General features: G+C 72.9%; 18 protein-coding genes. 10 read left to right on the top strand and 8 right to left on the bottom strand.

Annotated features, from left to right (window positions below; genetic code table 11):
- Positions 1 to 16: 16 nt before the first annotated feature.
- Positions 17 to 616, bottom strand: a complete 600-nt coding sequence (locus ACIGZJ_RS27645; protein ID WP_396459766.1) for a TetR/AcrR family transcriptional regulator — start codon at positions 614 to 616, stop codon at positions 17 to 19.
- A 331-nt stretch (positions 617 to 947) separates the two neighbouring features.
- Between ACIGZJ_RS27645 and ACIGZJ_RS27640 the strand changes: the two genes are divergently transcribed.
- Positions 948 to 1,739, top strand: coding sequence for a putative protein N(5)-glutamine methyltransferase (locus tag ACIGZJ_RS27640; protein ID WP_396459765.1), 792 nt, complete (start codon positions 948 to 950; stop codon positions 1,737 to 1,739).
- Positions 1,740 to 1,820: 81 nt separating this feature from the next.
- Here the strand turns inward: ACIGZJ_RS27640 and ACIGZJ_RS27635 are convergent, their stop codons facing one another.
- Positions 1,821 to 2,642, bottom strand: a complete 822-nt coding sequence (locus tag ACIGZJ_RS27635; protein ID WP_396459764.1) for a dienelactone hydrolase family protein — start codon at positions 2,640 to 2,642, stop codon at positions 1,821 to 1,823.
- A gap of 82 nt (positions 2,643 to 2,724) precedes the next feature.
- On the opposite strand from ACIGZJ_RS27635, the gene ACIGZJ_RS27630 reads away from it, so the two are divergent.
- Positions 2,725 to 3,345 carry a TetR/AcrR family transcriptional regulator gene (locus tag ACIGZJ_RS27630; RefSeq protein ID WP_396459763.1) on the top strand — a complete coding sequence of 207 codons (621 nt, stop codon included), beginning with the start codon at positions 2,725 to 2,727 and terminating at the stop codon, positions 3,343 to 3,345.
- Positions 3,346 to 3,512: 167 nt separating this feature from the next.
- Here ACIGZJ_RS27630 and ACIGZJ_RS27625 read toward each other — a convergent pair whose 3' ends face one another.
- The 3 genes from ACIGZJ_RS27625 to ACIGZJ_RS27615 form a co-directional block, all read right to left on the bottom strand.
- On the bottom strand, positions 3,513 to 6,011 hold the full coding sequence (locus ACIGZJ_RS27625; protein WP_396459762.1) for a SpoIIE family protein phosphatase: 2,499 nt from the start codon (positions 6,009 to 6,011) through the stop codon (positions 3,513 to 3,515).
- A 99-nt stretch (positions 6,012 to 6,110) separates the two neighbouring features.
- Positions 6,111 to 10,409 (bottom strand): HAMP domain-containing protein, encoded by a 4,299-nt coding sequence (locus ACIGZJ_RS27620; RefSeq protein ID WP_396459761.1) that lies wholly within the window; start codon positions 10,407 to 10,409, stop codon positions 6,111 to 6,113.
- A gap of 394 nt (positions 10,410 to 10,803) precedes the next feature.
- The gene (locus tag ACIGZJ_RS27615; protein ID WP_396459760.1) at positions 10,804 to 11,784 is read right to left on the bottom strand and encodes a SigB/SigF/SigG family RNA polymerase sigma factor; all 981 of its coding nucleotides are present in this window, start codon (positions 11,782 to 11,784) and stop codon (positions 10,804 to 10,806) included.
- A 219-nt stretch (positions 11,785 to 12,003) separates the two neighbouring features.
- Between ACIGZJ_RS27615 and ACIGZJ_RS27610 the strand changes: the two genes are divergently transcribed.
- Positions 12,004 to 12,399: an STAS domain-containing protein gene (locus ACIGZJ_RS27610; protein ID WP_396459759.1), complete on the top strand. Its 396-nt coding sequence runs from the start codon at positions 12,004 to 12,006 to the stop codon at positions 12,397 to 12,399.
- Between the two features lie 174 nt (positions 12,400 to 12,573).
- Positions 12,574 to 13,044 carry an ATP-binding protein gene (locus tag ACIGZJ_RS27605; RefSeq protein ID WP_396459758.1) on the top strand — a complete coding sequence of 157 codons (471 nt, stop codon included), beginning with the start codon at positions 12,574 to 12,576 and terminating at the stop codon, positions 13,042 to 13,044.
- 63 nt (positions 13,045 to 13,107) lie between these two features.
- Here the strand turns inward: ACIGZJ_RS27605 and ACIGZJ_RS27600 are convergent, their stop codons facing one another.
- Positions 13,108 to 13,524, bottom strand: a complete 417-nt coding sequence (locus tag ACIGZJ_RS27600; RefSeq protein ID WP_396459757.1) for an SsgA family sporulation/cell division regulator — start codon at positions 13,522 to 13,524, stop codon at positions 13,108 to 13,110.
- Positions 13,525 to 13,740: 216 nt separating this feature from the next.
- Between ACIGZJ_RS27600 and ACIGZJ_RS27595 the strand changes: the two genes are divergently transcribed.
- The 4 genes from ACIGZJ_RS27595 (at position 13,741) to ACIGZJ_RS27580 (ending at position 15,583) form a co-directional block, all read left to right on the top strand.
- The gene (locus ACIGZJ_RS27595; RefSeq protein WP_396459756.1) at positions 13,741 to 14,034 is read left to right on the top strand and encodes a WhiB family transcriptional regulator; all 294 of its coding nucleotides are present in this window, start codon (positions 13,741 to 13,743) and stop codon (positions 14,032 to 14,034) included.
- 113 nt (positions 14,035 to 14,147) lie between these two features.
- On the top strand, positions 14,148 to 14,717 hold the full coding sequence (locus ACIGZJ_RS27590; protein WP_392939382.1) for an SRPBCC family protein: 570 nt from the start codon (positions 14,148 to 14,150) through the stop codon (positions 14,715 to 14,717).
- 113 nt (positions 14,718 to 14,830) lie between these two features.
- Positions 14,831 to 15,154 (top strand): plasmid stabilization protein, encoded by a 324-nt coding sequence (locus ACIGZJ_RS27585; protein ID WP_396459755.1) that lies wholly within the window; start codon positions 14,831 to 14,833, stop codon positions 15,152 to 15,154.
- A gap of 60 nt (positions 15,155 to 15,214) precedes the next feature.
- Positions 15,215 to 15,583 (top strand): low affinity iron permease family protein, encoded by a 369-nt coding sequence (locus tag ACIGZJ_RS27580; protein ID WP_396459754.1) that lies wholly within the window; start codon positions 15,215 to 15,217, stop codon positions 15,581 to 15,583.
- Positions 15,584 to 15,667: 84 nt separating this feature from the next.
- Here ACIGZJ_RS27580 and ACIGZJ_RS27575 read toward each other — a convergent pair whose 3' ends face one another.
- Entirely contained in the window at positions 15,668 to 16,336 is a 669-nt protein-coding gene (locus ACIGZJ_RS27575; protein ID WP_396459753.1) for a TetR/AcrR family transcriptional regulator, read from the bottom strand.
- Between the two features lie 204 nt (positions 16,337 to 16,540).
- Between ACIGZJ_RS27575 and ACIGZJ_RS27570 the strand changes: the two genes are divergently transcribed.
- Positions 16,541 to 17,572, top strand: coding sequence for a medium chain dehydrogenase/reductase family protein (locus ACIGZJ_RS27570; protein ID WP_396459752.1), 1,032 nt, complete (start codon positions 16,541 to 16,543; stop codon positions 17,570 to 17,572).
- Between the two features lie 51 nt (positions 17,573 to 17,623).
- Positions 17,624 to 18,184, top strand: a complete 561-nt coding sequence (locus tag ACIGZJ_RS27565) for a hypothetical protein (RefSeq protein ID WP_396459751.1) — start codon at positions 17,624 to 17,626, stop codon at positions 18,182 to 18,184.
- An 83-nt stretch (positions 18,185 to 18,267) separates the two neighbouring features.
- Here ACIGZJ_RS27565 and ACIGZJ_RS27560 read toward each other — a convergent pair whose 3' ends face one another.
- Positions 18,268 to 25,488, bottom strand: coding sequence for an RHS repeat-associated core domain-containing protein (locus tag ACIGZJ_RS27560; RefSeq protein ID WP_396459750.1), 7,221 nt, complete (start codon positions 25,486 to 25,488; stop codon positions 18,268 to 18,270).
- Positions 25,489 to 25,494 lie beyond the last annotated feature (6 nt).

Here is a 25,494-nt window from a genome sequence, read left to right as displayed (position 1 = left end):
GCGCGGCGCCGCCGTGTCAGTTCGCGGGCTGGGGGGTGGCGCCGGCGATGACGGTGGCGACGGCCCGGTGGACGGCTGCGGGCTCCGGCGGGGTGCCGGTCCGGTCGGCGAAGAGCATGTGCGCGGTGCCGATGAGGGTGGGGGCGAGGGCGTCGATGTCGCTGGTGGCCGTGAGGCGGCCCAACTCGCGCTCGGCGGCGAGGTAGGACGCGATCATGGCCGTGGCCTCGGTGAGCAGCGGGACACCGGTGGGCATGGACTCGCGCAGCCGCGCGCGCAGGCTGTCACGGGAGGTGACGAGGCTGACGATCGCCACGGCCACCGACTCGAACAGGTCGGTCAGGGCGTCGGTGAGGTTCTCGGCGACGGTGCCGGTGCCGGCCCGGGCCAGCAGGTCGGCGGCCTGGCCGTGGATGCGGGCGGAGCGCTCCAGGACGAGCTCGGCGAGGAAGGCGTCGAAGTCGGCGAAGTGCCGGTGCAGGACGCCCTTCGCACAGTCGGCCTCCGTGGTGACCGCGCGGCTGGTCAGCGCACTGGGCCCACCGCGGAGCAGAACGCGTTCGGCGGCGTCGAACAGCTGCTCGCGGGGGTCGCGGATGGCCACGCCTGTCGGCACGGTGGGACTCCTTCGGTGCTTTCCGGGCCCGGCCTTCGTCGGCGAGCGGGCGTCCGCCCAGCCGGAGTGGGCGTGCGACCACTGTACCGCCGGGATCGGGGTGGCCGGTGGTGTACTGTGGCGGCAGCTGTCTGTGACCGTCTGCTATCAGGGGAGGTGGGACCGGTGTCCGGTGTGCTGGAGCGGGTGCTCCCCGTACGCGGTCGGGCCCTTGTGGCGCCGTTGTTCTAGCCGTTGCCCCTCGGGTACGGCGATGGGACTGGTCGGTGCCGGGGTGGCGTGTCCCCCGGGGAAGCCCCAGGTTGATTCTTCCTTTGCCTGAGGGGTTCTTGTGTCGGTTTTCTCTTCCTCGTTGTTGCGTTCCTCGGTGGCGTCCCGGTTGCGGGCCGCGGGGTGCGTGTTCGCGGAGGACGAAGCGCGTGTCCTGTTGGAGGCGGCCGGGTCGCCGGCCCAGTTGGCGCTGATGGTGCGCCGTCGGGCCGAGGGCCGACCGCTGGAACACGTGGCGGGATGGGCGGAGTTCTGCGGTCTGCGGATCGGCGTCGACGAGGGTGTGTTCGTCCCCCGGCGGCGCAGCGAGTTCCTGGTGAGCAGTGCGGCGGCCCTGGTGGGTGAGGGCGCGCTGGTGGTGGATCTGTGCTGCGGCAGCGGCGCGTTGGGCGCGGCGGTGGCGGCGGCGGTCGGGTACCCGGTGGAGCTGCACGCGGCGGATGTGGACGCGGCGGCGGTTCGGTGCGCACGGCGCAATCTGGCGGGCGTGGCGGCCGGGGTGTACGAGGGGGACCTCTTCGAGGCGCTGCCGGGTGCGTTGCGCGGGCGGGTGGAGGTGCTGATCGCGAACGTTCCCTATGTGCCGAGCGCCGACATTGAGTTGCTGCCCGCGGAGGCGCGGGTGCACGAGGCGCGCCCGGCGCTGGACGGCGGCGCGGACGGCCTGGAGGTGCTGCGCAGAGTCGCCCGCTCGGCGCCCGAGTGGCTCGCGCCGGGCGGCGCGCTGCTGTTCGAGACCAGTGAGCGCCAGGCGGCGACGGCGTTGGCGGTGGCGGGCGAAGCGGGCCTTTCGCCGGTCCTGGGGTGGTGCGAGGACCTGGACGCGACCGTGGTGACGGCGACCCTGGGGTGACGCGGCTTCGCGCCGCCTGAAGCGGTCGGGGGACGGGAGTCGGCGGGCTGCGGCCGGACAGGGCCTGGCTGCCTCAGGCCGTCAGGCCGTGGTGTGGCCGGGAAGCAGGCGGGCGCGCAGGAATGCGAGGACTTCGTCGCGGGCCTGTACGGTGGGGTGGCCGTCCTCGTCGACGAGGTGAGCGGTGAGCACGCTGTGGGGGGTCTGGACCAGGTCGCGGAAGAACGGCGGTGGTTCGGGGTTCGCGCGCTCACCGGGGAGGACGCGCCCGTCGAAGCGGTCGCCGAGCAGTTGTGCGTAGGCGGCGAAGCGTTGGCCGGTACACCACTTGTCGGTGTCGAAGCGCAGGCCGAGTGCGGTGAGTCCGTCGCGCTCGAACCGCTCGCGGATGGCGGCCTGGTCCTCGGGCGACAGCTCCAGGGCGGCCGGGTCGTCCAGCGGCAGCGAGGGCTGGCCGAGGACCGGGGCGATGACGGCCGGTTCCAGCGTCATGCTCAGCGCGAAGTTGCCGGTGAAGCACATCCCCACCGCGCCGACGCCCGGTCCGCCGCACTCGTCGTGCGCGGTCCTGGCCAGCGCGCGCAGCCACACCGCCACCGGACTCGTGCCGCCGCCCGCGAACGCCCTGAACTCCGCGCTGACGCAAGCCCGTTTGAGGATCGGCTCGGCGAGCTCGACGGTGGGATACGCCCCGTCGACACCGAAGAGCGAGGGCACGTAGACGGTGAACCCCGCATCGCGCACCCACCCGGCGAAGCGCACGACGTCGGGGCTGATACCAGGCATTTCCGGCATCACGACCACCGCCGGCCCGTCCCCGGCCACGTGGACGGTCTTCTCGCTCCCGGACAGCGAGATCACGCGTTTCGCAAAGCCGTCCAGCCCGACACCGTCGACACCCATGATCTGCGCCCCCACTATGCGATCGATCGGTCGTGATTATTGCGGAACACTACACGACCGATCGATCGCATACCATGGGCGGATGGCCCAGGACACCCTCGACTCCGCTGCGGATTCCCCCGCGCCGCGCGCCGACGGCCGCCGCGCCCGCGGCGACCGGACACGGCGTGAAGTCGCCCGGCAGGCGGCCATGTCCGCGACCGTGCACGGGCTGGACGCCATCACCGTCGGCGCGCTCGCCGCCCGGACCGGGCACAGCAAGAGCGGCATCCTCACGGTGTTCGCCAACCGGGAGGCCATCCAGATCGCCGCCGTCGCGGAGGCCCGCGCCCTGTACCTGCGGCATGTCGTCGAGCCGTCGTGGCCCGCCGCCCCGGGGCGGCCCCGGCTCTGCGCCCTGCTCGACAACTGGGGCGTCTACCTGCGCGACGGCGTCTTCCCCGGCGGGTGTTTCATCACCACGGCCTCGGTCGAATACGGCCGCCGCGAAGGCCCCGTCGCCGACGCGGTCCGCGACCTCGTCCGCGAGTGGCTGCACCTGCTGGAGTCCGAACTGTCCGCCGCCGGAAGCCGCTTCCCGGCCGACGACGCCTTCCGCATCGACGCCTATCTGCGCGCTGCCAACACCCGCTACCAACTCTTCGGCGACGACACCGATCTGGACCGCGCCAAACGCCTGTCCCTGGACGTGCTCGGCGCCTGACGCCGCCACCTACAGCGCCACCACCCAGAACACCGACTGCAGTTACAACCAGGGCACCCCGTCCACCAAGTACCTCCTGCTCGGCTGAGACCAGGCCGCACCGGTGGAGCGGGGCGCCGACCGAACCGGCGTCCTGCCCCACCCCGCCACCGCCCGGCGAGGGCGGCTCAGCAGACCGTGATGCCGATCAGACAGGTGTCGTCGTCGGTGTCGGAACTGCTGTACCGCAGCAGGTGGTCGAGCCGGCGTTCGAGTTCCGTGAGGCCGTCGGAGTCCCCGGCCGTGGTCAGCAGGTCGTCGAGGGACTCCTCCAGGGAGCGGTCCCGGCGCTCGATCAGGCCGTCGGTGTACAGCATCAGGGTGTCGCCGGCCTTGAGCTCTATCTCGCCCTCCTCGTAGTCGGCCTGGTCGATCGCGCCCAGCAGGATCCCGGCCACGGTGGGCAGTTCGGTGGCCCGGCCGTCGCGCAGCAGGATCGGGGGGAGGTGGCCGGCCCTGGCCCAGCGCAGCGCCCTGGTCCGCGGATCGTAGAGGGCGCAGATGGTCGTCGCCGTCACGTTGTCGGTCAGATGGTGTGTCACGGTGTTGAGCCAGCCCAGGAGTTGGCCTGGTCCGGCGCCGGTGGCGGCCAGTCCGCGCAGGGCGTTGCGCAGGGCGACCATACCGGTGGCGGCCTCGATGCCGTGCCCGGCGACGTCGCCCACGCACAGGAGCACCTGGCCGGTCGGCAGGGCGAGTGCGTCGTACCAGTCGCCGCCGACCAGGTGGTCCTTCTCGGCGGGCCGGTAGCGCACCGCGACCTCGAGGTCGTGCAGGTCCAGCGGGCCGCGGCTGGGCGGCATGATGGCGTGCTGCAGTTGTAGGGCGAGCCGGTTGCGTTCGGCGGCCTGCTGCTCGGTGTGGGCGAGTTGGTCGCGGGTGGCGGCGAGCGCGACCTCGGTCCAGTGCTGGGCGGAAACGTCCTGGTAGGCGCCGCGGACGGCGGTGATGCGGGCGTCGGAGCCGAGGACGGGTTCGGCGACGACCCGGATGTGCCGGGCGATGCCGTCGGCCCGCTGGAGGCGGAACGCGGTGGAGGCGGGCCGCTGGTGGTGCAGCAGGGTGCGCAGGAACCGGCCGATGGTGTGCTCGTCGTCGGGGTGCGCGTGCGCCGGTAGGTGTTCGAGCGGAATGGGCTCGGCGTTCGGCGGTAGACCGTGCAGGTCGAACAGGGTGTCGTTCCAGGCGATCTCGCCGGTGTGCAGGTTCTCCTCGAACCCGCCGATGCGCCCGAGGCGTTGGGCGTGCTGGAGCAGGCTGGCGACGCGGGCGGCGCCGTCCTCGGTCCGCCAGATGACGACCGCGCTGGTCCCGAACCGGCTGACGCTCACGCTGGCCCGGGTGGTCAGCGGGACGCCGTCGACCAGCGCGGAGAGGTTCATCGCCGGTGAGCGGAACGACTCGCCGGTGGCCAGGACGTACTCGATCTTCTCGAAGAGGCCGCCCGGTTCGGCGGCCAGCGGGTAGGCCTCCAGCAGCCGGGCGCCGACGATGGCGCTGCGCGGGCGGCCGGCGAAGTCCTCGAAACTCGGGTTGACGTGCCTGATCAGGTAGTCGGTCGCCCGGCCGGCCGGGTCGAGGTCCGGTCGCATCACCAGGCACGGGTCCTGCAGGTCGTGGATCAGCTCCAGGAGGTCGGTGGTCTGCGGATCGACGCCGCCGTCGTCGCTCCCGGTGGCCGGGCGGGACTCCAGAGCGGTGGCGCACAGCTCGGCCAGGGCCTCGAACTGCCGTTGCAGGGACTGTGACCGGGCCGGCATGCGGCCGCTCCAGCAGACCTCCAGGACGCCGGTGATCCGGCCGCCCGCGCCGGCCGGTACCGCCAGCCGTCCGCCGCCGAACTCCCGCTGCCCGATCGAGGGGAGGCCCGCCGCGGTCAGCGACTCGTAGGCGGCCGGGGCCCGTTCGGTCAGCGCGCGGCGGGCCGGGACGGGGACGCCGGGCGGGACGTGGCGCCAGCGCAGCGCCTCCTCGTCGGAGAACCCGGCACTTCCCGCCAGGGTCAGGGACTGGTCGGAGTTGGCCGCCCAGATCGCCACCGCCTGCGCCCCGAGCGGCCGTAGCGCGTGCTCCAGCACCGACTGGGCCACCGCCTGGACGTCGGAGGCGCCCAGCATCCCCGTCTCGGCGCTGCGCAGCCGGACGCCCACCGACGGCTCGCCCACCATCGGCTCGCCCACCGACGGCTCGCCCGCGGAGGCCATGAACTCGCGGGCGACGTCGGCGATCCGGTCGTGCGAGGACTGGTTGACCAGGTCGGCGGCCAGCTCCAGTACGGACAGCGTCGACTGGTCTGCCAGCGTGTCGAGTTGGCGGCCGGCCTCGGCGGGGGAGACGCCCAGGCGCTCCACCAGGATCCCCTTGGCGAGCTCGACCAGCGCCCGTCCGTCCGCCTGTGCCTGCGCCCGGGTGAGCTCGCGGCGCAGCCGGTCGACGGTGGATGTCAGCCGGCCCATCGCGCCCCCGCCGGCGGGCGGGGCGGTCCGCTCGGCGCCGTGGTCGGCCGAACCACGCGGTGCCACGACCGAGGGGAGGGCCTGGGCCGGGCCGGGCGCGGCGGCGCGGCCGGGCCGGACCTGCGGGCGCGGCTGTCCCTCTGCGTCCCGAGGCTGTTGGGAGTCGTGCATCGGTGTCTCCTCGGTTGGCGTGGTGGTCGTCGGTCCGGGGGCGCGGTACGGCCGGCGGCTGTGGCGGTCACCACGGCTGTGGCCGGATCGCGACCGGGCCTAAGGCCGCAGCCACCGTTCGAGCCGGGCGATCAGGTCGACCGCGTCGACCGGCTTGGTGACGTAGTCGGTGGCTCCCGAGGCGAGGCTCTTCTCCCGGTCTCCGATCATGGCCTTGGCGGTGACCGCGATGATCGGCAGGTTCGCGTGCTCGGGCATCGCGCGGATGGCGGCGGTGGCGGCGTAGCCGTCCATCTCCGGCATCATCACGTCCATCAGGATCACGTCGATGTGGCGGTGCCCGGTGAGGACCTCGATCGCCGCGCGGCCGTTCTCGGCCTGCAGCACCCGCATGCCGTTGAGTTCCAGGATGCCCGTGAGCGCGTAGAGGTTGCGGTCGTCGTCGTCGACGACCAGCACCGTCAGCCCGGCGAGCGCGTTGTCGACGTCCGGGGGGAGTGCGGTGGCCGGATCCTCGGTGCGCACCAGCGGCAGCACGTCACCGGGCTGGTCGGCGCTGAGGTGAAGGGTGATGCGCTCACGCAACTCGTCCAGGCTGGATAGCAGTTCGAGCGGCTGCAGGGCGGCCCGCTGCTGGAGGAGGCGTTCCTGTTCGGCGCCCAGCCGGCGGTTGTTGTGCGCCAGGACCGGCACGCCGTGCAGGGCGGCGTCCCGGGCCATCTCCTCCAGGAAGGCCAGGGCCGCTCCGCCCGGCAGGTCGAGTTCGAGCACCACGCAGTGGCACGGCGTCGCGGCCAGCGTCGTCGCCGCCTCCTGGGCGCCGACCGTGGTGATGACCTCCACCGGCGCCCGCCGGTCCCCCGGGTCCGCGGGGCCCGCGAGGTCGGCCACGGCACTCTCCGCGACCAGCGACAGCAGGCCGCGCGGCCGTTCCTCGACCACGAGCAGCCGCTTGGGCTGGGCCGCGGGCGCCGCGGCGGGCGCCGCCGCCTCGTCGCGCGCGCCCGCGGTGGCCGCCTCGGCCGTGCCGGCCTCCAGTGCCGCCGGCGGGGTCTGGGTGTTCAGCTCGAGGAACTCGGCCCGGGTGGCGGGCAGGTACAGGGTGAAGGTGCTGCCCTGGCCCGGCACGCTGGTGGCGGTGATCGCACCCCCGAGGAGGAAGGCGATCTCCCGGCTGATCGACAGGCCGAGCCCGGTGCCGCCGTACTTGCGGCTGGTCGTCCCGTCCGCCTGCTGGAACGCCCCGAAGACGCTCTCCAGGTGCTCGGGCTCGATCCCGATGCCGGTGTCCACGACGTGGAAGGCGATCACCGGTCCGTCCTCGCGGCGCGCGACCTCCGGCACCTGAGCGTCGTGCGCCATCTCGATCCGCAGCTCCACACCGCCGCGTTCGGTGAACTTGACCGCGTTGGACAGCAGGTTGCGCAGCACCTGCCGCAACCGGTAGTCGTCGGTGAGCAGTTCCGGCGGCAGCGCCGACGCCGTCTCCACGGTGAACCGCAGGCTCTTCTGGCTCGTCAGCGGCCGGAAGGTGGCCTCGACGTAGTCGAGGAGCTTGCGCAGCGGGATCCGCTCCGGGGTGATGTCCATCTTCCCCGCCTCGACCTTGGAGAGGTCGAGGATGTCGTTGATCAGCTGGAGCAGGTCGGAGCCCGCGGAGTGGATGATGCCCGCGTACTCGACCTGCTTGGCGGTGAGGTTCCTGGTCGGGTTCTGGGCCAGCAACTGGGCGAGGATGAGCAGGCTGTTGAGCGGGGTGCGCAGCTCGTGGCTCATGTTGGCCAGGAACTCCGACTTGTAGCTGGAGGCCAGCGACAGCTGGTGCGCTCGGTCCTCCAGCTCCTGGCGGGCCTGCTCGATCTCCAGGTTCTTGGTCTCGATGTCCCGGTTCTGCGCCGCGAGCAGTGCGGCCTTGTCCTCCAACTGTGCGTTGGAGGACTGCAGTTCCTCCTGGCGCGCCTGCAACTCCTCCGAGCGGACACGGAGTTCGGAGGTCAGCCGCTGGGATTCCCCGAGCAGCTCGTCGGTGCGGGCGTTGGCGACGATCGTGTTGACGTTGACGCCGATGGCCTCCATCAGCTGTTCGAGGAAGGCGAGATGGACGGCGGAGAAGGACCGGACGGTGGCCAGCTCGATGACGCCGAGGACCTGCTCCTCGACCACGATGGGCAGCACCACCAGCGAGACGGGTTCGGTGCGGCCCAGGCCGGAGGAGACGCTGAGGTAGCCGGGCGGCAGGTCGTCGACGGCGATCGTGCGCCGGCTGCGCGCGGCCTGGCCGACGAAGGACTCGCCGAGCCCGAACCGGGTGGGTGTGGAGCCGGCGGGGAAGGCGTAGGAGCCGATCAGGTTGAGGAAGACCGTGCCGGCGCTCTCCTCGGCGAGGTAGAAGGCGCCGCACTGGGCCGAGACCAGCGGGGTCAGCTCGTCCATGATCAGCTCGGCGACCACCGTGAGGTCGCGCCGGCCCTGCATCAGACCGGAGATCCGGGCGAGGTTGGACTTGAGCCAGTCCTGTTCCTCGTTGGCCCGGATGGTCTCGCGCAGCGACTCCACCATGAAGTTGATGTTGTCCTTGAGGTCGGCGACCTCACCGGAGGCGTCCACGGTGATCGAGCGCGTCAGGTCGCCCTCGGCGACCGCACCGGTGACCTCCGCGATCGCGCGGACCTGGCGGGTGAGGTTGCCGGCCAGCTCGTTGACGTTCTCGGTCAGCCGCTTCCAGGTGCCGGAGACGCCCTCGACCTCGGCCTGGCCGCCGAGCCGGCCCTCGCTGCCGACCTCGCGGGCCACCCGGGTGACCTCCGCGGCGAAGGCGCTCAGCTGGTCGACCATGGTGTTGATGGTGGTCTTGAGCTCCAGGATCTCGCCGCGCGCGTCCACGTCGATCTTGCGGGTGAGGTCGCCCCGGGCGACGGCGGTGGTCACCTGCGCGATGTTGCGGACCTGGCTGGTCAGGTTGTGGGCCATGAAGTTGACGTTGTCGGTGAGGTCCTTCCAGGTGCCGGCCACGTTCGGCACCCGGGCCTGCCCGCCGAGCGTGCCCTCGGTGCCCACCTCGCGGGCCACCCTGGTCACCTCGTCCGCGAAGGCGGAGAGCGTGTCGACCATCGTGTTGATGACGCCGGCCAGCGCGGCGACCTCGCCCCCGGCCTCCACGTTGATCTTCTGCGAGAGGTCGCCCTTGGCGACGGCGGTGGCCACCTGGGCGATCGAGCGGACCTGGCCGGTGAGGTTGGAGGCCATCACGTTGACGTTGTCGGTGAGGTCCTTCCAGGTGCCGGAGGCGCCGCGGACGGTCGCCTGGCCGCCGAGGTTGCCCTCGGTGCCGACCTCGCGGGCGACCCTGGTGACCTCGTCGGCGAAGGCGCTCAGCTGGTCGACCATGGTGTTGATGGTGGTCTTGAGCTCCAGGATCTCGCCGCGCGCGTCCACCCGGATCTTCTGCGAGAGGTCGCCCCGGGCGACCGCGGTGGTCACCTCGGCGATGGAGCGGACCTGGGCGGTGAGGTTGTCGGCCATCACGTTGACCGACTCGGTCAGGTCGCGCCACGTCCCGGAGACGTCGCGGACGTCCGCCTGCCCGCCCAGGCGCCCCTCGGTGCCGACCTCGCGGGCGACCCTGGTCACCTCGCCGGCGAAGGACGAGAGCTGGTCGACCATCGTGTTGATGGTCTCCTTGAGCTCCATGATCTCGCCGCGGGCGGTGACGTTGACCTTCTGGGAGAGGTCGCCCTCGGCGACGGCGGTGGCCACCTGGGCGATCGAGCGGACCTGCGCGGTGAGGTTGCCCGCCATGAAGTTGACCGAGTCGGTCAGGTCGCGCCACGTGCCCGAGACGCCTTTGACGTCCGCCTGGCCGCCCAGGATGCCCTCGCTGCCGACCTCGCGGGCCACCCTGGTCACCTCGTCGGCGAACGCGGACAGCTGGTCGACCATGGTGTTGACGGTGTTCTTGAGCTCCAGGATCTCGCCGCGCGCGGCGACGTCGATCTTCTGGGAGAGGTCGCCCTTGGCGACCGCGGTGGCGACCTGGGCGATGTCGCGGACCTGGCTGGTGAGGTTGCCCGCCATCGCGTTGACGGAGTCGGTCAGGTCCTTCCACGTCCCCGACACGCCGGGGACCTCCGCCTGACCGCCGAGCCGCCCGTCGGTGCCGACCTCCCGGGCGACCCTGGTCACCTCGGAGGTGAACAGGGAGAGCTGGTCGACCATGCCGTTGAACACGGTGGCGATCTCGCCCAGCAGGCCGTCCGCGTCGTCGGGCAGCCGGGTGCCGAAGTCGCCGTCGCGTACGGCGGTCAGTCCGGCCAGCAGTCGCCGCAGGTCCGGTTCGCCGACCTGCGCGCTGCCACCGCTCGGGGGGTGCTGCGTCTGCGCCTTCGTCGTGCCAGCCATCGGGACGTGGCCTTTCTCGTAGAGCGCCAGGCCGTAGGCCCGCCACAGTCGACGCCCGATCCGGCCTGGCACGCGGCCGAGGGCCGTGCCGAAGCCGTGCCGGGCACGCGTCCGTACCGTCCCGGACGCTACCGCACCCGTTCCGTCGGGGGCGAACCCCTCCAAACCGGGGCGGGACCGGCCCGCGACCCCTGTGGCACCAGGTCCGGGCGGGTGCCGGGCCGGCCCGGAAGCGGGCCGGGCGCCGGTCGAAAGTGACCAGGCCCACCCCGCACGTCGCCCCCCTCCGGCACCGCGCGGCGGAAACGGGCGGGCACATGCGGATACGGGCGGGCACGTGCGGAAACGGCACTCGACGGGCCGCCGGCGAGCGCCGCTCCGCGGTCCGGGCGGGTCAGGCCTCGGCCTGGAGCTCGGCCCGCAGACCGGTCAGGATGCGGGTGAGCAGCCGGGACACGTGCATCTGCGAGATGCCCAGCCGGCGGCCGATCTCGCCCTGGGTCAACTCGGCCCCGAAGCGCAGCGACAGGATGGTGCGGTCCCGCTCGGGCAGGGCGGCGAGGACCGGTTTGAGGGTCTCCAGGCAGAGCACGGTCTCGAAGGCGCCCTCCTCCCGCGCGATCCGGTCGGCCAGCGCGCTGCCGCCGTCCGTCTGGTGGCCGGGAGCCGGGGCGTCGAGCGAGGAGGCGCTCTGCGCCTGGGAGGCGATCAGGCCCTCGCGCACCTCGTCCTCGGTCAGGCCCAGGTGCTCCGCCAGCTCACCCGGGGTGGGAGCGCGGTCGAGCAGCTGCTCCATCGCGTCACTGGTCTTGGCCAGCACCAGGCGCAGCTCCTGCAGCCGCCGGGGGACGTGCACCATCCAGCCGGTGTCCCGGAAGAACCGCTTGATCTCCCCGCTGATGGTCGGCAGCGCGAACGTGGAGAACTCGACCTCGAACGACGGGTCGAAGCGGTCGATGGCCTTGATGAGGCCGATCGTGCCGACCTGGAGCATGTCCTCGACCGGCTCCTTGCGGTGGGTGAACCGGCTCGCCGCGAACTTCACCAGCGCCATGTTCAGCTCGATCAGGGTGCCGCGCACGTACGAGTACTCGGCCGTGCCCTCCTCGGCCGCGCGCAGGCGGGCGAACAGCACCTTGGAGAGCCGGCGGGCATCCGCCGGGCACACGGCGGAGGGCTGGTCCGCCTCGATCCCCAGGCCCGCCGCCATCCGGACGAGGTCGGCCGGGCAGGTCAGCTCGGCACTGGCCATCTGGTCGCTGGTCATGGGGTCGCCGGTCGCGGGTTCGCCGGTCGCGGCAGGTCCGGCCGAGCCGTGGGCCGAAGGGGCGTTGACGCGGTCACGGGTCGAAATGCGGGACGCGACGCTCGGCATGCTCTCTCCTCTGCTGGTGGTCACCCGCTCCGGGCAGCGCGACTCGCCTGCCCGGTCTGGACCGGATCAGACCGGCCTTTACGGGAGAAACCCCCACTCCTCACCAGTCCTCCACAGTCGGGTGCGACTGCTCGACCGCGTCCGCCACCCGGCGTACCGTGCGCACGGTGCCGCCGTATGGTCATACGTGCAGCCGGCCGATCCGACCTGAGGAGAGCGATGCCCGAGAGCGTCCCCGAACCGAACACGCCCCCTCCGCACCCCGGCGAAGGGGCGATCGCCGTCCGACTGAGGGCCGACCTGCGGACCGAGGGCGCCGCCGTCGTGGTGTCCCCGATCGGCGAGCTGGACTACGACAGCACCGCGCTCCTGCGCGAGCGGCTGCACGAGGCGATCGGGCGTCCGCAGGAGCGGGTGGTCATCGACTGCCACGACCTCTCGTTCTGCGACTCCACCGGCCTCAACCTGCTGCTCAACACCCGCGCCGAGGCGGACCAGGCACACGTCACCCTCATCCTCGCCGGCCTGCAACCCGCGGTCGCCAGGGTCTTCGAGGTCACCGGGGCGGAAACCGTGTTCGACATCCGCGCGGACCTCGGCTCCGCCCTCGCCTGACGGCGCCGCGGCCACCCGGCGGCGACCCGCGCAGCGGCCGTCGCCTTTCACGGGCCGGCGCGACTCGGCGGGTGTTCACCGGTGTCTCCTGCGAACCGGTGGGCACAAGGAAGCAACGGCCGGCCACACCACCCGGCCTCGGTCGGTCGTAAGAGGTCGTAAGAGTGAGGGCAGATGAACGCCAGTGAGTTCCGGGCCACGAGCCGGTCGGTCCTGTCCGGGATGCCCGCCACGGGCCAGACCCGCAGGCTGACCCTGAGCGGCGCGCCGGGAGCGGTCGGCCGCTGCCGGGACCACACCCGGTCTGCGTTGGAGGACTGGGGCTGGTTGCCCACCGCCGACCCGGACCAGCAGGCGCGGGCCGACGACGTGCTGCTCCTCGTCTCGGAACTCGCCACCAACGCCTGCCAGCACGCCGGCGGACCGGACCAGCTGGTGCTGGCCGCGACCGCGCACACCCTGCGCATCGAGGTGCTGGACGGCTCCGACGAGCCGCCCCTCCCGCGGGTGCCGCACTCGCCCGTGCGCACGGGCGGCCACGGACTGCACACCGTCGCCCTGCTCGCCAGCCGGTGGGGGCACGAGCCGCGCGTCGGCGCCCCCGGCAAGGCCGTCTGGGTCGAGATCGACCTCCCGCGGGGCTGACTCCCGCGGGGCTGACTCCCGCAGGGCTGACCCCCGCAGGGCCGGCGTAGCCGGATTGGGCGGCTACGCCGTGCCGAGCACGGTGGGCAGCCAGCGGTCCAGCGCGTCCCCGCACCGCTCCGCCCCCTGCGGCAGGCAGGCGTAGGTGCCGTGGAGGAACCGCCGCAGGTCGGCGGTGCGTGCGCGGAGCACGGCGGCACCGTCCACCCCGCACAGCAGCATCAGCACGTGGACGCCGTCCGTCTCGGGCGCGAACACCACATCGCCCTCACCCGCCGGCGCGGTCAGGCCCTCGGCGAGCAGCGCGCGGGCGAAGAGCCACCGCTGGCACGCGCCGACGGTGAGCTGGAAGTCGATCCTGACGGCGATCGGGTCCCGGGTGTCGTAGACCCAGGAGGACTGCACGGCGACGCCGTCCCCCTCGGCCGTGATCAGCTCGACCCGGACCTGTGCGGTCACCACCCTGCTGCTCCCGTCCATCGGGTGCACCTCCCCCTTGTGCGGCTGCTGCCGACTGTCCTGTGGCAGCGCATCTGCCCGGGCGGGAATCCCTGAAACCGAGGCGGATGGGACCGGCGAAAGCGGGCAGGCGGCCGAGTGGCCCGGCGCCACGAGGCGTCCCGCGGCCGGTCGACACCCCGGTCGACACCGCGGTACCGACCGTCCCGATCCCCGTCCCCCCGAGGTGAGAACTCCGTGACCGACATCTCGCGCCTGCCCGGCGCCCACGACGACCACTGGAACTGGCAGCTCGCGGCGGAGTGCCGCGACGTCGACGCGAGCCTGTTCTTCCACCCGTTCGGTGAACGCGGCCAGGCCCACGACGACCGGGAGGAGGAGGCGAAGAAGGTCTGCGAGGGCTGCCGGGTCCGCCGCGAGTGCCTCCGGTACGCGCTGGAGGTGCGGGAGCCCTACGGCGTGTGGGGCGGGCTGACCGAGTCCGAGCGCGCGGTACTCCTCCGGCCGGCCCGCACCTCGCGGGCCGCCTGACCGCCGAGCCTCCAGGCCGGCTGCCCGACGAGGTGCCTGATTGGGTGCCCGAGGAGGGGGCAGACGCGTCGGTGGCACGGAACGTCCGGCCTGTCATGCGGAAGGAGACCGTTGTGAGCAAGGTGAAGGAGTCCATCGATGTGGACGTCCCCCTGCACAGCGCCTACAACCAGTGGACGCAGTTCGAGGACTTCCCGCGCTTCATGCAGGGCGTGGAGGAGGTCCGCCAGACGGACGACCGGCACTGCCACTGGACGACGAAGGTCGCCGGTGCGCGACGCGAGTTCGACACCGAGATCGTCGACCAGCTGCCCGACGAGCGGATCTCCTGGCGCACGGTGGGCGGCGACGTCCAGCAGCTGGGAGTCGTGACCTTCCAGCGCCTCGACGACGCCCACACCCGGGTGAGCCTGGCCATGGATTTCGAGCCGCACGGCATGGCCGAGAAGGCCGGTGCGATGTTCGGCGTCCTGGACCGGCAGGTCAAGGGCGACCTGAAGCGGTTCAAGGGCTTCATCGAGGAGCAGGGCCGGGAGAGCGGCGGCTGGCGCGGCCGGCTGGCCCCGGACGGCACCTCGGCGGGCACCGGTGACGCGTCCCTCCGCGAGCGGCCCCAGGCCCGGATGACCGGGGAGGGTGCCCCGCCGATGCCCGAGGACCCGGACGACATGCGGCACGGCTGACCACCGCCGGGTGCCGGGGCGCCGCCGCCTGCGAGGACGGCGCCCGGGCGGCCCGGTCCGTGGGCGCCCGCCGACGAGCGCACCGACTGGCGCACCGACGAAGGAGGTTCCTAATGCCCCGTGGATCGAGTCCCAAACGCGAGCGGCAGTACGAGCACATCAAGGAGAGCGCGGAGGACCGCGGTGAGAGCCCCGAACGCGCCAAGGAGATCGCGGCCCGGACGGTGAACAAGGAGCGGGCCAGGCACGGCGAGTCCAGGACCGCCAGCCGCTCCTCCACCCACGACATGTCCTCCGGCCGCCGCGGCGGCCTGCACTCCCACTCCGGCTCCCGCGGGCCGACCTTCGACCAGCTGTACAACGAGGCCAGGCAGCGCAGCATCAGGGGCCGCTCGAAGATGAACAAGAGCCAACTCGCCGACGCGCTCGGGCACTGACGGCCGTGCCGGGCGGTGCAACCGGACGCGTCCGCACACGGCAGAGCGTAGGGACGAGCCATGACCCTGTCACACCCCGCCGACCGCACCGACGGCGCGCGCGGCCGGTTCGAGCGGCTCGCCGAGGCCGCGTCCAACCTCACCAGCTCGCCGGCCTTCTCGTTGTTCTGCGTCCTGCTGGTGGCCGCCTTCATCGCGGTCCACGCGGTCGGCCTGTCGGCGGAGTGGCAGATCCTCGTCGGCGACACCATGACCGCGATCACACTGCTCCTGCTGGCACTCCTCAAGAACGCCGAGCGTCGCGCCGAGCACGCCGTCCAGCGCAAGCTCGACGCGATCGCGGCAGCCCTCCTCGAAGAGCACCAGAGCCACCAGGGCGGCGCCCACGAGGAACTCCGCAAGGCGATCCGCATGGAGGAGCGCCTCTGAGGCCCCCGCCTACGGTCGGCAGGATGCCTGCGGCGGTGGTGCTCAGGCGGTGGGACTCAGGCGGTGGGACTCAGGCGGTGCTGCTCAGGCGGTGAGGGAGGCCACCTCGGAGGCGAAGAGCTGCTCCGGGTCGAGGTCCATGCCCGTGAAGTGGCCTGCCAGTTCGAGTGAGAGCACGCCGTGCAGGCGGCTCCAGAAGGCCAGTGCGCGGCGCAGGTCGGCCGCGTGGGCGCCCGGGCGTCCGGCGGCCCAGGGGCGGTGGTCCGCCAGGTGGGCGTCGAGGCCGGCGGCGGGGCCGGTCGGCTCCGCGCCGGGGCCGGCGGCGATGCAGGCGTCGAGCAGCGTCGACATGATCTCCGAGGCGGTCGCGGCGGTGTCCTCGGGGGCGTGGTAGCCCGGCACCGGGGTCCCGTAGACGAGGAAGTAGCGGTGCGGGTCGGCCAGCGCCCAGCGGCGCAGTGCGTGGGCGAGCTCCCCGAGGTCCGCCGGGTGGGTGCCCTGCGCGGAGCCGGTGGCCAGCAGGGTGTCGGCGAGGCTGCGGTAGGCGTCCCGGACGAGTTCGGTGATCAGCTCGTCGCGGTTGGCGAAGTACCGGTACAGCGCGGGCCCGCTCAGGCCCATCTGCTTGGCGATCGCGTTCAGCGAGAGTGCGGAGGCGCCCACGCCGGCGATCTGCTCCCAGGCCCGCTCCTTGACCTCCGCGCGGACCTGCTGCCGGTACCGCTCCCGCGGGGTCGGCGCCCTGTCGGCCATGCCTGCCACCTCTTCCGGCTCTGGTGCCCGTGCTCGGATCCGTCGGCGTCCGCCGCTGCGCGCGAGCGCACAGTTAGAACCTATCACTCCCGGCAGGGCTGCTCACGATCGATGGATCCGCTCGCTTGACAGGCGGCTTAGTGGTGTTCATTCTAGTTACAGCTTCTAACGGAAGCGAGCACATCAAACACCGAAGGGGTCGTCATGGTCGCCGCCGAGTACACCGAGGTCGTTCTGCCGGGCAAGGTCGAGCCGGAGGGGCTGCAGGTCCGCACGGGACTGCCGCTGCCGGTGCCCGCCGCCGGACAGGCCCTGGTCGGCGTGGAGGCCACCGGTGTCTCCTTCGCCGAGCAGCAGATGCGCCGCGGCCGCTACTACGACCAGCCGCCCTTCCCCTTCGTTCCCGGCTACGACCTGGTCGGGACGGTGCTGGCGGTCGGCCCCGGGGTCGGCCCCGAGCTGGTCGGCCGGCGCGTCGCCGCCCTCACCAAGACCGGCGGCTGGGCCAGCCACGTCGCGCTGGACGCCGCGGACCTGGTCGAGGTGCCGGACGGGGTCGGCGCGGCGGAGGCCGAGACGGCGGTGGTCAACGGCCTGACGGCCTGGCAGATGCTGCACCGCAAGGCCCGGGTGCGATCCGGGCAGACCGTCCTGGTCCACGGCGCCAACGGCGGCGTCGGGTCGGTCCTGGTCCAGCTGGCGCTCGCCGCCGGCGCCCGCGTCATCGGCACGGCCTCGGCCCGCCACCACGACGCGCTGCGCGCCCTCGGCGTGACCCCGGTGGACTACCGCGGGGACGTCCCCGCCCAGGTGCGGGAGCTCGCCCCGAACGGTGTGGACGCCGTCTTCGACCACGTCGGCGGCCGCGGCATCATCGACTCCTGGGGTCTGCTCGCCCGCGGCGGGACCCTCGTCTCCTACGGCAGCGCGGCGACCCGCGACGACCAGGGCTCCAAGCAGTGGCCCGTGCTCAAGCTGCTCGGCCGGGTCTGGCTGTGGAACGGGCTGCCCAACGGCCGCCACGCGTACTTCTTCAACGTCTGGGCCGGCCGCGCCCTCTCCCGCGACAGCTTCCGCTCCCGCCTGCGCGGCGACCTCGCCCAGGTGTTCACGGCCCTGCGCGAGGGCCGGATCACCGCCCACATCGCCGTCGAACTCCCGCTGGAGCGCGCCGCCGAGGCCATGCGCCTGGCGGAGTCCGGAACCGTCGCGGGCAAGATCGTCCTCGTCCCGTAGCGCCCGCCCTCCACCGCGGGGATGCGCCGTTCGGACTGCGATGATGGCGCCATGGTTTCCTTCGCATGGCCGATCCGCAGGACGAGCGACCTGGGAGAGGCGCTCCGGCTCGTAACCGGGCTCCTCGCACTCGCCGACACCAGCGAGATGACGGTCGCTCTGCGGGCGACGGTGGACGAGCTGCCGGTGCTGCACCGGGTGCAGGAGCTGGTCGGGGCCCTGAACTGGTGGACCCTGGACAAGGCCTTCGAGATCTCGTCGTTCGGCCACGTCGGCGCCCGGCCCGAGGACCATCTGCCGGTCGTGCTCGACGGCGAGGTCGACTCGGCGGAGGCGGTCGCGGGGTTCCTCGACGCGGTCCGGTCCGGCGCCGCCAGGCTCACCTGGGACTTCGCGGGCTGGCCCGCGATGCCCGAGGCCGGGCTGGGTTCGACCGGCGAGCGCTGCGCGTTCGTCACCCTGGTGAAGAACGCGACGGACCTCGATCTGCGGGACGCGTCGGCCGGGCACGTGGTGTTCGTCCACGCGATCCAGCACGAGGAGATCCGGGCCCGGATGCTCGCGGCACGGGTCGGCTGCGAGGTCCTGGGGGAGGGCCACTCGTTCCCCTGACCCGTGGATAGGCCTTGGGTAGGCCGGAGCCCTGGGGCCCGCCGCGTTCGGCGGGCCCCAGGGCTCCGGGGTGTCGGCTCAGGTCAGTTCCGGATGCGTCCCGCGCGCCCGCCTCCTCCTCCGACGATCGCCCCGCCGCCGATGCCGCCACCGCCGGGCCTCGCCCCGGTGGAGCCGCCGGATCCACGGCCGCCGCCCGACGACGCGGGCGGCGTCGGGCGGGGCGGGGTCCTCATTCCCGCGGGCGGGGTGCCGCGCGGGATGAGGATGCCGTTGAAGACGACCCGGATCATCCGCTGGTTCAGCTGGTCCATGGCGGTCTGGAGAAGGGCCTCGACCTGCGCGGCGGTGTTGACCAGGATGACCACGTTCTGGGTCTGCGGCTGTCCCTTGAGCCCGCCGGTCACCTTCTTCATCACCGTGCCCACCGCCTCCTGGGGAGTGGCCTGGGGCCCGGCGCGCGTGCTGTCGTAGGACTCGACGCTGACGACCTTGTGGTCGATCCGCGTCACCAGCATCATGTCCGAGGTCATCCCCTTGATCACCGGGTCCGCGGTGCCCTCGGTGCCGGGCACGTAGCCCTTCTCGGGGATGAGCTTGGCCCGGTCGTCCTGGGGGAGGAACTCGAAACCCGTGCCGGTCTTGGGGTCGTAGAAGTCGCCGGTCCGCTTAAGCTCCGCGTTGAGCAGGTCGAAGGTGACCCTCCCCGTGTCGTTGTCGAGGTTGGCCCTGGTCCCGACGACGTGGGGGACGCCCTCCGCGTCGGTGAAGGCCTCGCGATTGACGACCTTGCCGGTATCACTGTCCAACACCGGAAGGTCGGTGCGGTGCTTGAGGGGGTTGGTGAACCCGCAGAGCAGGCACTTGTCGATGTGGACGTTGTTGCCGGTGCCGTTGATCCCGCCCTGGCTGGGGCGGTCGGCCGGGGTGCAGTTCCCGGTGCAGGTGCGGAGCCGGGGAGGCTTCGCGCCGCTGCCTCCCCGGGAGGCGAAGAGGCCGTCGGCGTCGCTGTTGGTGGCCGGGTTGTCGGCGGCGTAGGAGTAGCCGCCCATCTGGTTGACGTCACCGGTCTCGAAGACCGGGTCGATGGTGAGGAAGCGGCCGAGGGCGGTGTCGTAGTTCCGCGCGCCGAGCAGGCTGAGCCCGCTGGTCGGGTCCTTGGTCTCGCCGACGTAGCCGTGGTCGTCGGCCCACGCGGTGGGGACGGCGCCGCGGGGGCCGCCGTAGGGGTCGAAGGCCCGGCGGACGAGGCCGAGGGTGTCGGCGTCGACCTGGAGCTGGGCGGTGCCCTGCGGGGTGGTGGGCTGGTAGGTGAGGGTGGCGGCGCCGGTCCGGACGATGGCCGTGCCGTCGGGGGCGCTGTAGTAGCGGCGGCCGGTGACGGCCCTGGTGGTGTTGTCGCGGGTGAGTTCCTCGGCGCCGTCGAACAGGAACAGCGTGGTGGTGGCGGCACCCCTGCGCACGAGGAGGTCGCCGTCGGCGCCGTAGAGGTAGCCCGCGTCCCTGCCGTCGGTGGTGACGGTGGTGGTCCGGCCCTCGGCGTCGTAGCCGAAGGTCTGCTGGGAGGTCCGGGCCCCCGTGCCGGTCCGGGTGGTGGTGTTGCCCGCCGGGTCGTAGCCCGCGGTGAGCGTGCTGGTGCCGGTGGTGGGGTTGGCGGTGGTGACGGCGGTCGCGGCGTTCGGCTGGTTGGCCGGGGCGGTGCCGCCGCCCGGGTAGGTGAGGGTCTGGGTGGTGTTCCGGGCGGCGTTGCCGCCGGTGTCGTGGGCGACCTGGCTGGTGCGGTCGCCGAGGCGGTTGTACTGCCAGTCGAGCCAGTACGGTGCCGGGCCGCCGATGGTGGCCGGGCTCGGGCGGGCGGTCGTGCACGAGGTCAGCTGTCCGGCGGTGGGGGCGGTGATGCCCTTGGTGTCCGTCCAGGCGGTGACCAGGCGTTCGGCGGAGTCGTAGCCGAAGCACTGGGTGTCCACGGCCCGGTCGGCGCCGCCGGAGGACTGGGCGTCGCTGACCGCGGTCAGGTTGCCGGTCCGGTCGTAGCCGTAGGTGGTGTCCGACACCGGGTTGGCGGTGTTGTTCTGGAGGGTGACGCGGTTGGTGGCGAGGCGCCGGGTGGCCTGGTCGTAGGTGCGCGCGGTGCGCAGCTCCTTGTCCTCGTCGCCGATGCGGGTCAGCAGGACCTGCCCGAGCGGGCTGTAGTCCGTGGTGACGACGTAGGTGGTGCTGTCGGAGCCGGCGCTGTCGAGGCCGCCCTGCGGGTTGTAGCCGTAGCCGACGGTCTCGGCGGGCAGCCCGGCGTCGCCGCCGAAGGTGCTGGAGCCGAGCAGGCCGATGGTGCGGGTGTAGCTGCGGGTCGTGGTGTAGCTTCCGGCGAGCTCGCCCTCGGCCGACGGGATCACCACGGTGGTGCCGGTGGGCTGGTAGGTGCTGTTGTAGCCGTCGGTCTTCTCGACGTAGGCGGGGCCGGCCTTGCCGGCGGTGTAGCGGGTGGCGGAGTCCTGGTAGCCCTTGTAGGTCTGGTCGTAGGTCCACTCGGCGAGCTGCTTGGCCGGGTCGGCGGTGCTGGTTCCGGCGTACCTGCCGGTGGGGCGGCCGAGGACGTCGTAGCTCATGGCCAGCGACTGGCCGCGTGCGTCGGTGGAGGTGGCGACCCGGTCGTAGCGGTCGTAGGTGGTGCGGGTGGTTCCGCTGTCGGGGTCGGTCTGCGTGATGCGCCGGCCCTGCAGGTCGTAGGTGCTGGTCCAGCTGTTGCCGGCGGCGTCCCTGACGGTCGCGACCTGGCCGGCCGGAGTGTAGGTGTAGCCGGTGGTGAGGTCGGCCGGCGGTGCGCGGTCGGCGGTGGCGGACGACCAGATCCGGGTGGCGGCCGCGTCGTAGAGCACGAGGTCGGCGTTGCCCTGCACCTTCAGCGAGGCGCCGGGGTGCCCGCCCGTGCCGGACGCCCAGAGCTGGGCGCCGCCGGTGTCCAGGACGACGAGGTCGCCGTCGGCCCGGACGGTGGCCGAGGCGCCGGGGTGGCCGCCGGTGCCGCTCGACCAGAGGACGGTGTTGTCGGCGAGGGCGGTGAGGACGAGGTTGCCGTCGGCCTGCATGTCGAGCCGCACGCTCTTCGACAGCACCGAGCTGCCCGGGGCGAGGGTCTGCCCGGCCGTCAGGCTGCGGTCCTCGGTCGAGTCGCGCAGGACGGTGACGGTGATCCGGCCCTGGGCGTCCAGGAGGTTGCTGGCCCGGCGCCCCGCGGGGTCGGTGCGGTCGACCCGGTCGGCGCCCGGGTAGGCGGTGGTGGACTGCCAGAGGGTGTCGGCGAAGGACCGCAGGATGGCGGCGGTCGGGCGGCCCCGGCCGTCGTAGACGGTCTGGTCGACGGCGGGCCCGGTGTTGTTGGCCTCCGACCAGAGCGTGCCGCCCGGGGCGGTGGTCACGTCGACGTAGGGCCGGATGCTGGTGACCAGCCAGCCGTGGGAGTCGTAGGACCGCGAGGACACGACCCGGCCGCTGGAGCCGTTGGCGGTGCTGCTCTGGGTCTGCCGGCTCTGCAGCAGGCCGTCGTAGAGGGTGACGCTGGTGCTGTAGGAGCCGTTCTCCCGCAGGCTCTGCGAGGTGACGGTGGCCGGGTCGGGCCTGGTTCCGGTGCCGTGGACGGAGTAGGAGAACTTCTGGTCCGGGCTCTGGGTGGCCTTGGCCCGCCCCGGCCGCCACACCGCGAGGAGCCGGCCCATCGCGTCGTAGTCGGCGTCGGCGGCCTTGCCGTTGGCGTCGACCGTGTGGGTGGTCAGGCCGCGGGCGGGCGCGATGGTCGTCGTGCTCTTCCACCCGAGCGGGTTGGTGGTGGTGACCGTGGTCGGCAGGGTGGCGGTGTCGGGGCTGAAGGACGTGGTGGTGACGGCGCCCTCGACGTCGAGGCTCCGGGTGATCCGGCCGTACTGGTCGTACGTCTGCGCGCCGAGGGTCTTGAACTGCGGGGCGCCCGAGGCGTCGTAGTCGGTGACGACCTGCTGCGAGGTCGGGTAGCCGAGGGTGCGGCCGTTCTGGCCGAGGCTGCCGAGCGGGCTCGGGTTGGCCAGCGTGCCGTCGCCGTCGTACAGCGTGCGGGTGCGGTCGATGGTGTTGGCGGCTCCCGCCGTGGTGCCGCAGAGCCCCGCGACGGTGACCGTCTCGGCCGGGTACCCGGTCATCATCGGGTTGCCGGCCGGGGCGGCCGCGTACGTGACGGTGGTGCACCTGTCCTGGGCGGGATCCGTCAGATCGGCCCTGACCTCGGTGCGTACCGGCCGGCCCAGGTCGTCCATCGCGACGCCGGTGCGCGAGGTCCGCCAGGTGGTGGCGTCCGCGAGCAGGCCGAGCACCCTGCTGGTCTGCGCGGTCGAGCGGCGGGCGACCAGGTCCGGCAGGACCGACAGCCTGTCGGGGGCCGGCGGCGGGACGGCGGAGCTCCACGCCTTGCGCGCGCTCGCGGCCGTGGTCACGACCGAGGCCTCGTCCGTCAGCTCCTTGGCCACGACGCCGCCGCCGGCCGCCGCGTAATCGGCGCTCTCCTGCGCCGAGCCGGAGAGCCAGGGGCTGTCGGTGACGTGCTCGCCCAGGGAGTTGTCGAGCCGGACGCTGCGCCGGGCGCCGTTGGCCAGGTAGTCGCCGTCCATGCCCTGGTAGTAGGAGACGGTGTTCCGGGTGATCGGGTCGGGTGCCGCGCCGGTGGTGGTGGTGACCGTCCGGTAGCCGCGGAACTCGTTCCACGTCCGGTAGCGGTCGTCCGTCAGCTCCGAGTCGTCGCGGTGCCAGGCGGCGCCGCTGTAGTCGTAGCCGACCACCTGCGCGGGGGAGCCGGCCTTGGTGCGGTCACTGGTGGTGACCTGCGAGACCAGGGTCTTGGTGAACCAGTCGGCGATCGGGTCCTTGGCCCCCGGGGTGCTCCAGTAGGCCGGGTAGCAGGCCATCGTGTTGCTGTCGGCCGAGGCCGGCATGGTGGCGCGGGTGCGGGAGCACTCGGCGTCCCGGTAGGTGACGGCGATGGAGGCGCCGGTCTCGGTCTGGACGCTGGAGATCCGCGGGTGGTAGAGCGGCGGGGCGGCCGGGGTGAGCCCGTCGACCCGGTTGTCGATCTCGATGCCGGTGAACGTCACCGGGTCGAGCGGGATGCTGACGGCGCTGCCCGCGGAGGTGTCCTTCGCGGTGTGCTGGACCGCCTGCAGCCACATCACGGCCTGCAGGGCGCCGACGTTCTTGGGGTCCTGCGTCCTGCCGGTGACCGGGTCCATCGTCCCGCCGGCGTCGGAGAAGACGTGGGTCAGCGCGTAGCCGTCGACGTCCTGCCAGCCGGCCGCGGTGCGCACCCTGGTGTCGATGCTCTTCAGCCGGGTGGTGGACCAGAAGGTCGGCGCGCCGACCTGGCAGACGTCGGTGCCCGTGCCGGAGGTCTTCGCCGTGCTCGGGCAGTTCAGGTCGTACGGGGTGTCGGGCCAGTTCGCCGCCGTGCTCTTCGACAGGTTGCCGCCCTGGCAGACCGTGTCCGAGGTGGTGCAGCGCTGTCCGGTGGTGAAGACCACCTTGGCGGAGGGCTCGCGGCCGGCCTTGGCGTCGTCGAGCCGGTAGCCGTAGGAGATCTGGGTGAGCGAGCCGGCGCGCGTGTAGGCGGTCAGCCTGCCGCCGCTGCCGGGGGCCGCCTGGCCGTACCCCATGTTGTAGTAGTTGGACTCCGTCGCCCAGTCGTAGCGCTGGACGTTGCCGTTGGGGTCGACGACGAAGTCCAGGTTGAAGCGGTATCCGGGCTGCTTGTCACACTGCGACTCCTTGCCCTTCGCCGCGGTGTAGCACGGGTCCCCGCTGTCGGGGTGGTAGACGGGCACGCCCCAGGCGCTGTTGGTGGCCTGGTCGGTCGTGGTGCCCGGAGCGTGGTTGAGCCCCAGGTAGTACGCCGTCCCGTCGGTGGTGGTGACCTTGAAGTACTCGCCGTCCCAGAGGCCGTTGGCGGCCCCGCTCAGGCGCTCGATCCGGGTGCCGTCGTCGGACTGCAGGTGGTACCCGCCCGCGGAGTCGCGCACCAGGGTGCCGGTGTGCGAGCCGAGCGAGAGGGTGGCGTTCCAGCCGGCCCAGCACTGGTCGCCCGAGTCGGTGATCCCCGCGTAGGCGCAGCCCTTGTAGGAGCGCTCGATGAAACCCGGGCTGTAGGACCAGCCGTCGCCGATCCAGGACGACTGCGAGTTGCGCGCCGAGGTCTCGCCGTCGACGGACTGCGAGTCGTAGGAGAGCTCGACGGCGGGAGCCGTGCCGCCCAGCCCGGGTGGCAGCGTGAGCGGGTAGCCGAAGGTGAACGCGCCGGAGGAGGAGTTGGTCCACTCGCCCGTCGAGGAGAGCGGGGTGGCCGTGTAGCTGCCCTGGGAGCCGCCGGTGGCGGCGACGGCCGCGACGGCCACACCGGTGGAGCCGGAGGCCGGGGCGATACCCTGCGCCGCCATCGGCGCGCCGAGGGCCGTCTTGGGCTGCGGGGCCGTCTTGGGCTGTGGGGTCTGCGGGGCCTGCGCGGCCGCGGGGGAGCCGGACGGTCGGGGCGCGGGCCCGTCCGTCAGCGCCACGGTGCCGCTGATCCGACGTGACAGCGGGTCGTTGTGGAAGGCGATCGGCTGCTGGACCCGGCACTCGGGCAGCTGAGGTGTGGTCAGCGCGCAGGAGGGCAGGGCCACCAGCTGCAGCCGGGACGCCCAGCCGCCGCCGTAGGCCTGCTCGACGGAGGTGTAGTCCAGGGCGACGTCGACGGTGCCGGCGGCGGGCGCGGTCGGGGCTGCGGTGGACGCCGGGGCCGCGGTGGAGGCCGCGGTGAAGGCCTCGGTTGGCGCGAGGCCGACCAGCAGGCCGTCCACACCGGCGGCCTGCGCCTCGGTGCGGTCGGCGAAGCGGACGTCGACGGTGGCGCCGCCGGCCGTACCGGCCTCAGCAGCGGCGGACTTGGCGGCAGACCTGGCGGCCGGCTCGCTCCGGGGGGCGGCGGACGGACCGCCGGTGGAGAGTGAGACCAGGGTGCCGGCGCCGGTCGGCGCCCCGCCCCCGGCGGGCGAGGTCACGGGTATCCGCTGAGTCGTCCCGGCGGGCCACGCCGCGGTCCTGACCGCGTGCGGCTCCAGGGCGCGCGACCCCGCGGGGGGAAGGGCGGCCCGGACGGTCCTCCCGTCCGCGGGGCTCCCCGGGACGCGCGGCTCGGCGGGCAGCGGATCGGCCGCCCACTTCCTGCTCTTGTGCGGCCGGGGCTCGCCCTGGGCGATCGCCGGGCTGATCGAGGCCGTCGGCAGGGAGAGGGCGGTGGCGATGGCCGTCGCCACCGTGAT

The organism is Kitasatospora sp. NPDC052868, assembly GCF_044547105.1.
Classification (GTDB): domain Bacteria; phylum Actinomycetota; class Actinomycetes; order Streptomycetales; family Streptomycetaceae; genus Kitasatospora.
Note: the sequence above shows the minus strand (reverse complement) of the source record. Positions and strands in the feature narration are given on the sequence as shown.

What these genes read in the sequence shown, in the direction of transcription:
- ACIGZJ_RS27635 (WP_396459764.1), bottom strand. Translation starts at nt 2,642, where the DNA reads ATGGGTGTCGACGGTGTCGGGCTGGACGGCTTTGCGAAACGCGTGATC.
- ACIGZJ_RS27630 (WP_396459763.1), top strand. Translation starts at nt 2,725, where the DNA reads ATGGCCCAGGACACCCTCGACTCCGCTGCGGATTCCCCCGCGCCGCGC.
- ACIGZJ_RS27625 (WP_396459762.1), bottom strand. Translation starts at nt 6,011, where the DNA reads ATGCACGACTCCCAACAGCCTCGGGACGCAGAGGGACAGCCGCGCCCG.
- ACIGZJ_RS27620 (WP_396459761.1), bottom strand. Translation starts at nt 10,409, where the DNA reads ATGGCTGGCACGACGAAGGCGCAGACGCAGCACCCCCCGAGCGGTGGC.
- ACIGZJ_RS27615 (WP_396459760.1), bottom strand. Translation starts at nt 11,784, where the DNA reads ATGCCGAGCGTCGCGTCCCGCATTTCGACCCGTGACCGCGTCAACGCC.
- ACIGZJ_RS27610 (WP_396459759.1), top strand. Translation starts at nt 12,004, where the DNA reads ATGCCCGAGAGCGTCCCCGAACCGAACACGCCCCCTCCGCACCCCGGC.
- ACIGZJ_RS27605 (WP_396459758.1), top strand. Translation starts at nt 12,574, where the DNA reads ATGAACGCCAGTGAGTTCCGGGCCACGAGCCGGTCGGTCCTGTCCGGG.
- ACIGZJ_RS27600 (WP_396459757.1), bottom strand. Translation starts at nt 13,524, where the DNA reads ATGGACGGGAGCAGCAGGGTGGTGACCGCACAGGTCCGGGTCGAGCTG.
- ACIGZJ_RS27585 (WP_396459755.1), top strand. Translation starts at nt 14,831, where the DNA reads ATGCCCCGTGGATCGAGTCCCAAACGCGAGCGGCAGTACGAGCACATC.
- ACIGZJ_RS27580 (WP_396459754.1), top strand. Translation starts at nt 15,215, where the DNA reads ATGACCCTGTCACACCCCGCCGACCGCACCGACGGCGCGCGCGGCCGG.
- ACIGZJ_RS27575 (WP_396459753.1), bottom strand. Translation starts at nt 16,336, where the DNA reads ATGGCCGACAGGGCGCCGACCCCGCGGGAGCGGTACCGGCAGCAGGTC.
- ACIGZJ_RS27570 (WP_396459752.1), top strand. Translation starts at nt 16,541, where the DNA reads ATGGTCGCCGCCGAGTACACCGAGGTCGTTCTGCCGGGCAAGGTCGAG.
- ACIGZJ_RS27565 (WP_396459751.1), top strand. Translation starts at nt 17,624, where the DNA reads ATGGTTTCCTTCGCATGGCCGATCCGCAGGACGAGCGACCTGGGAGAG.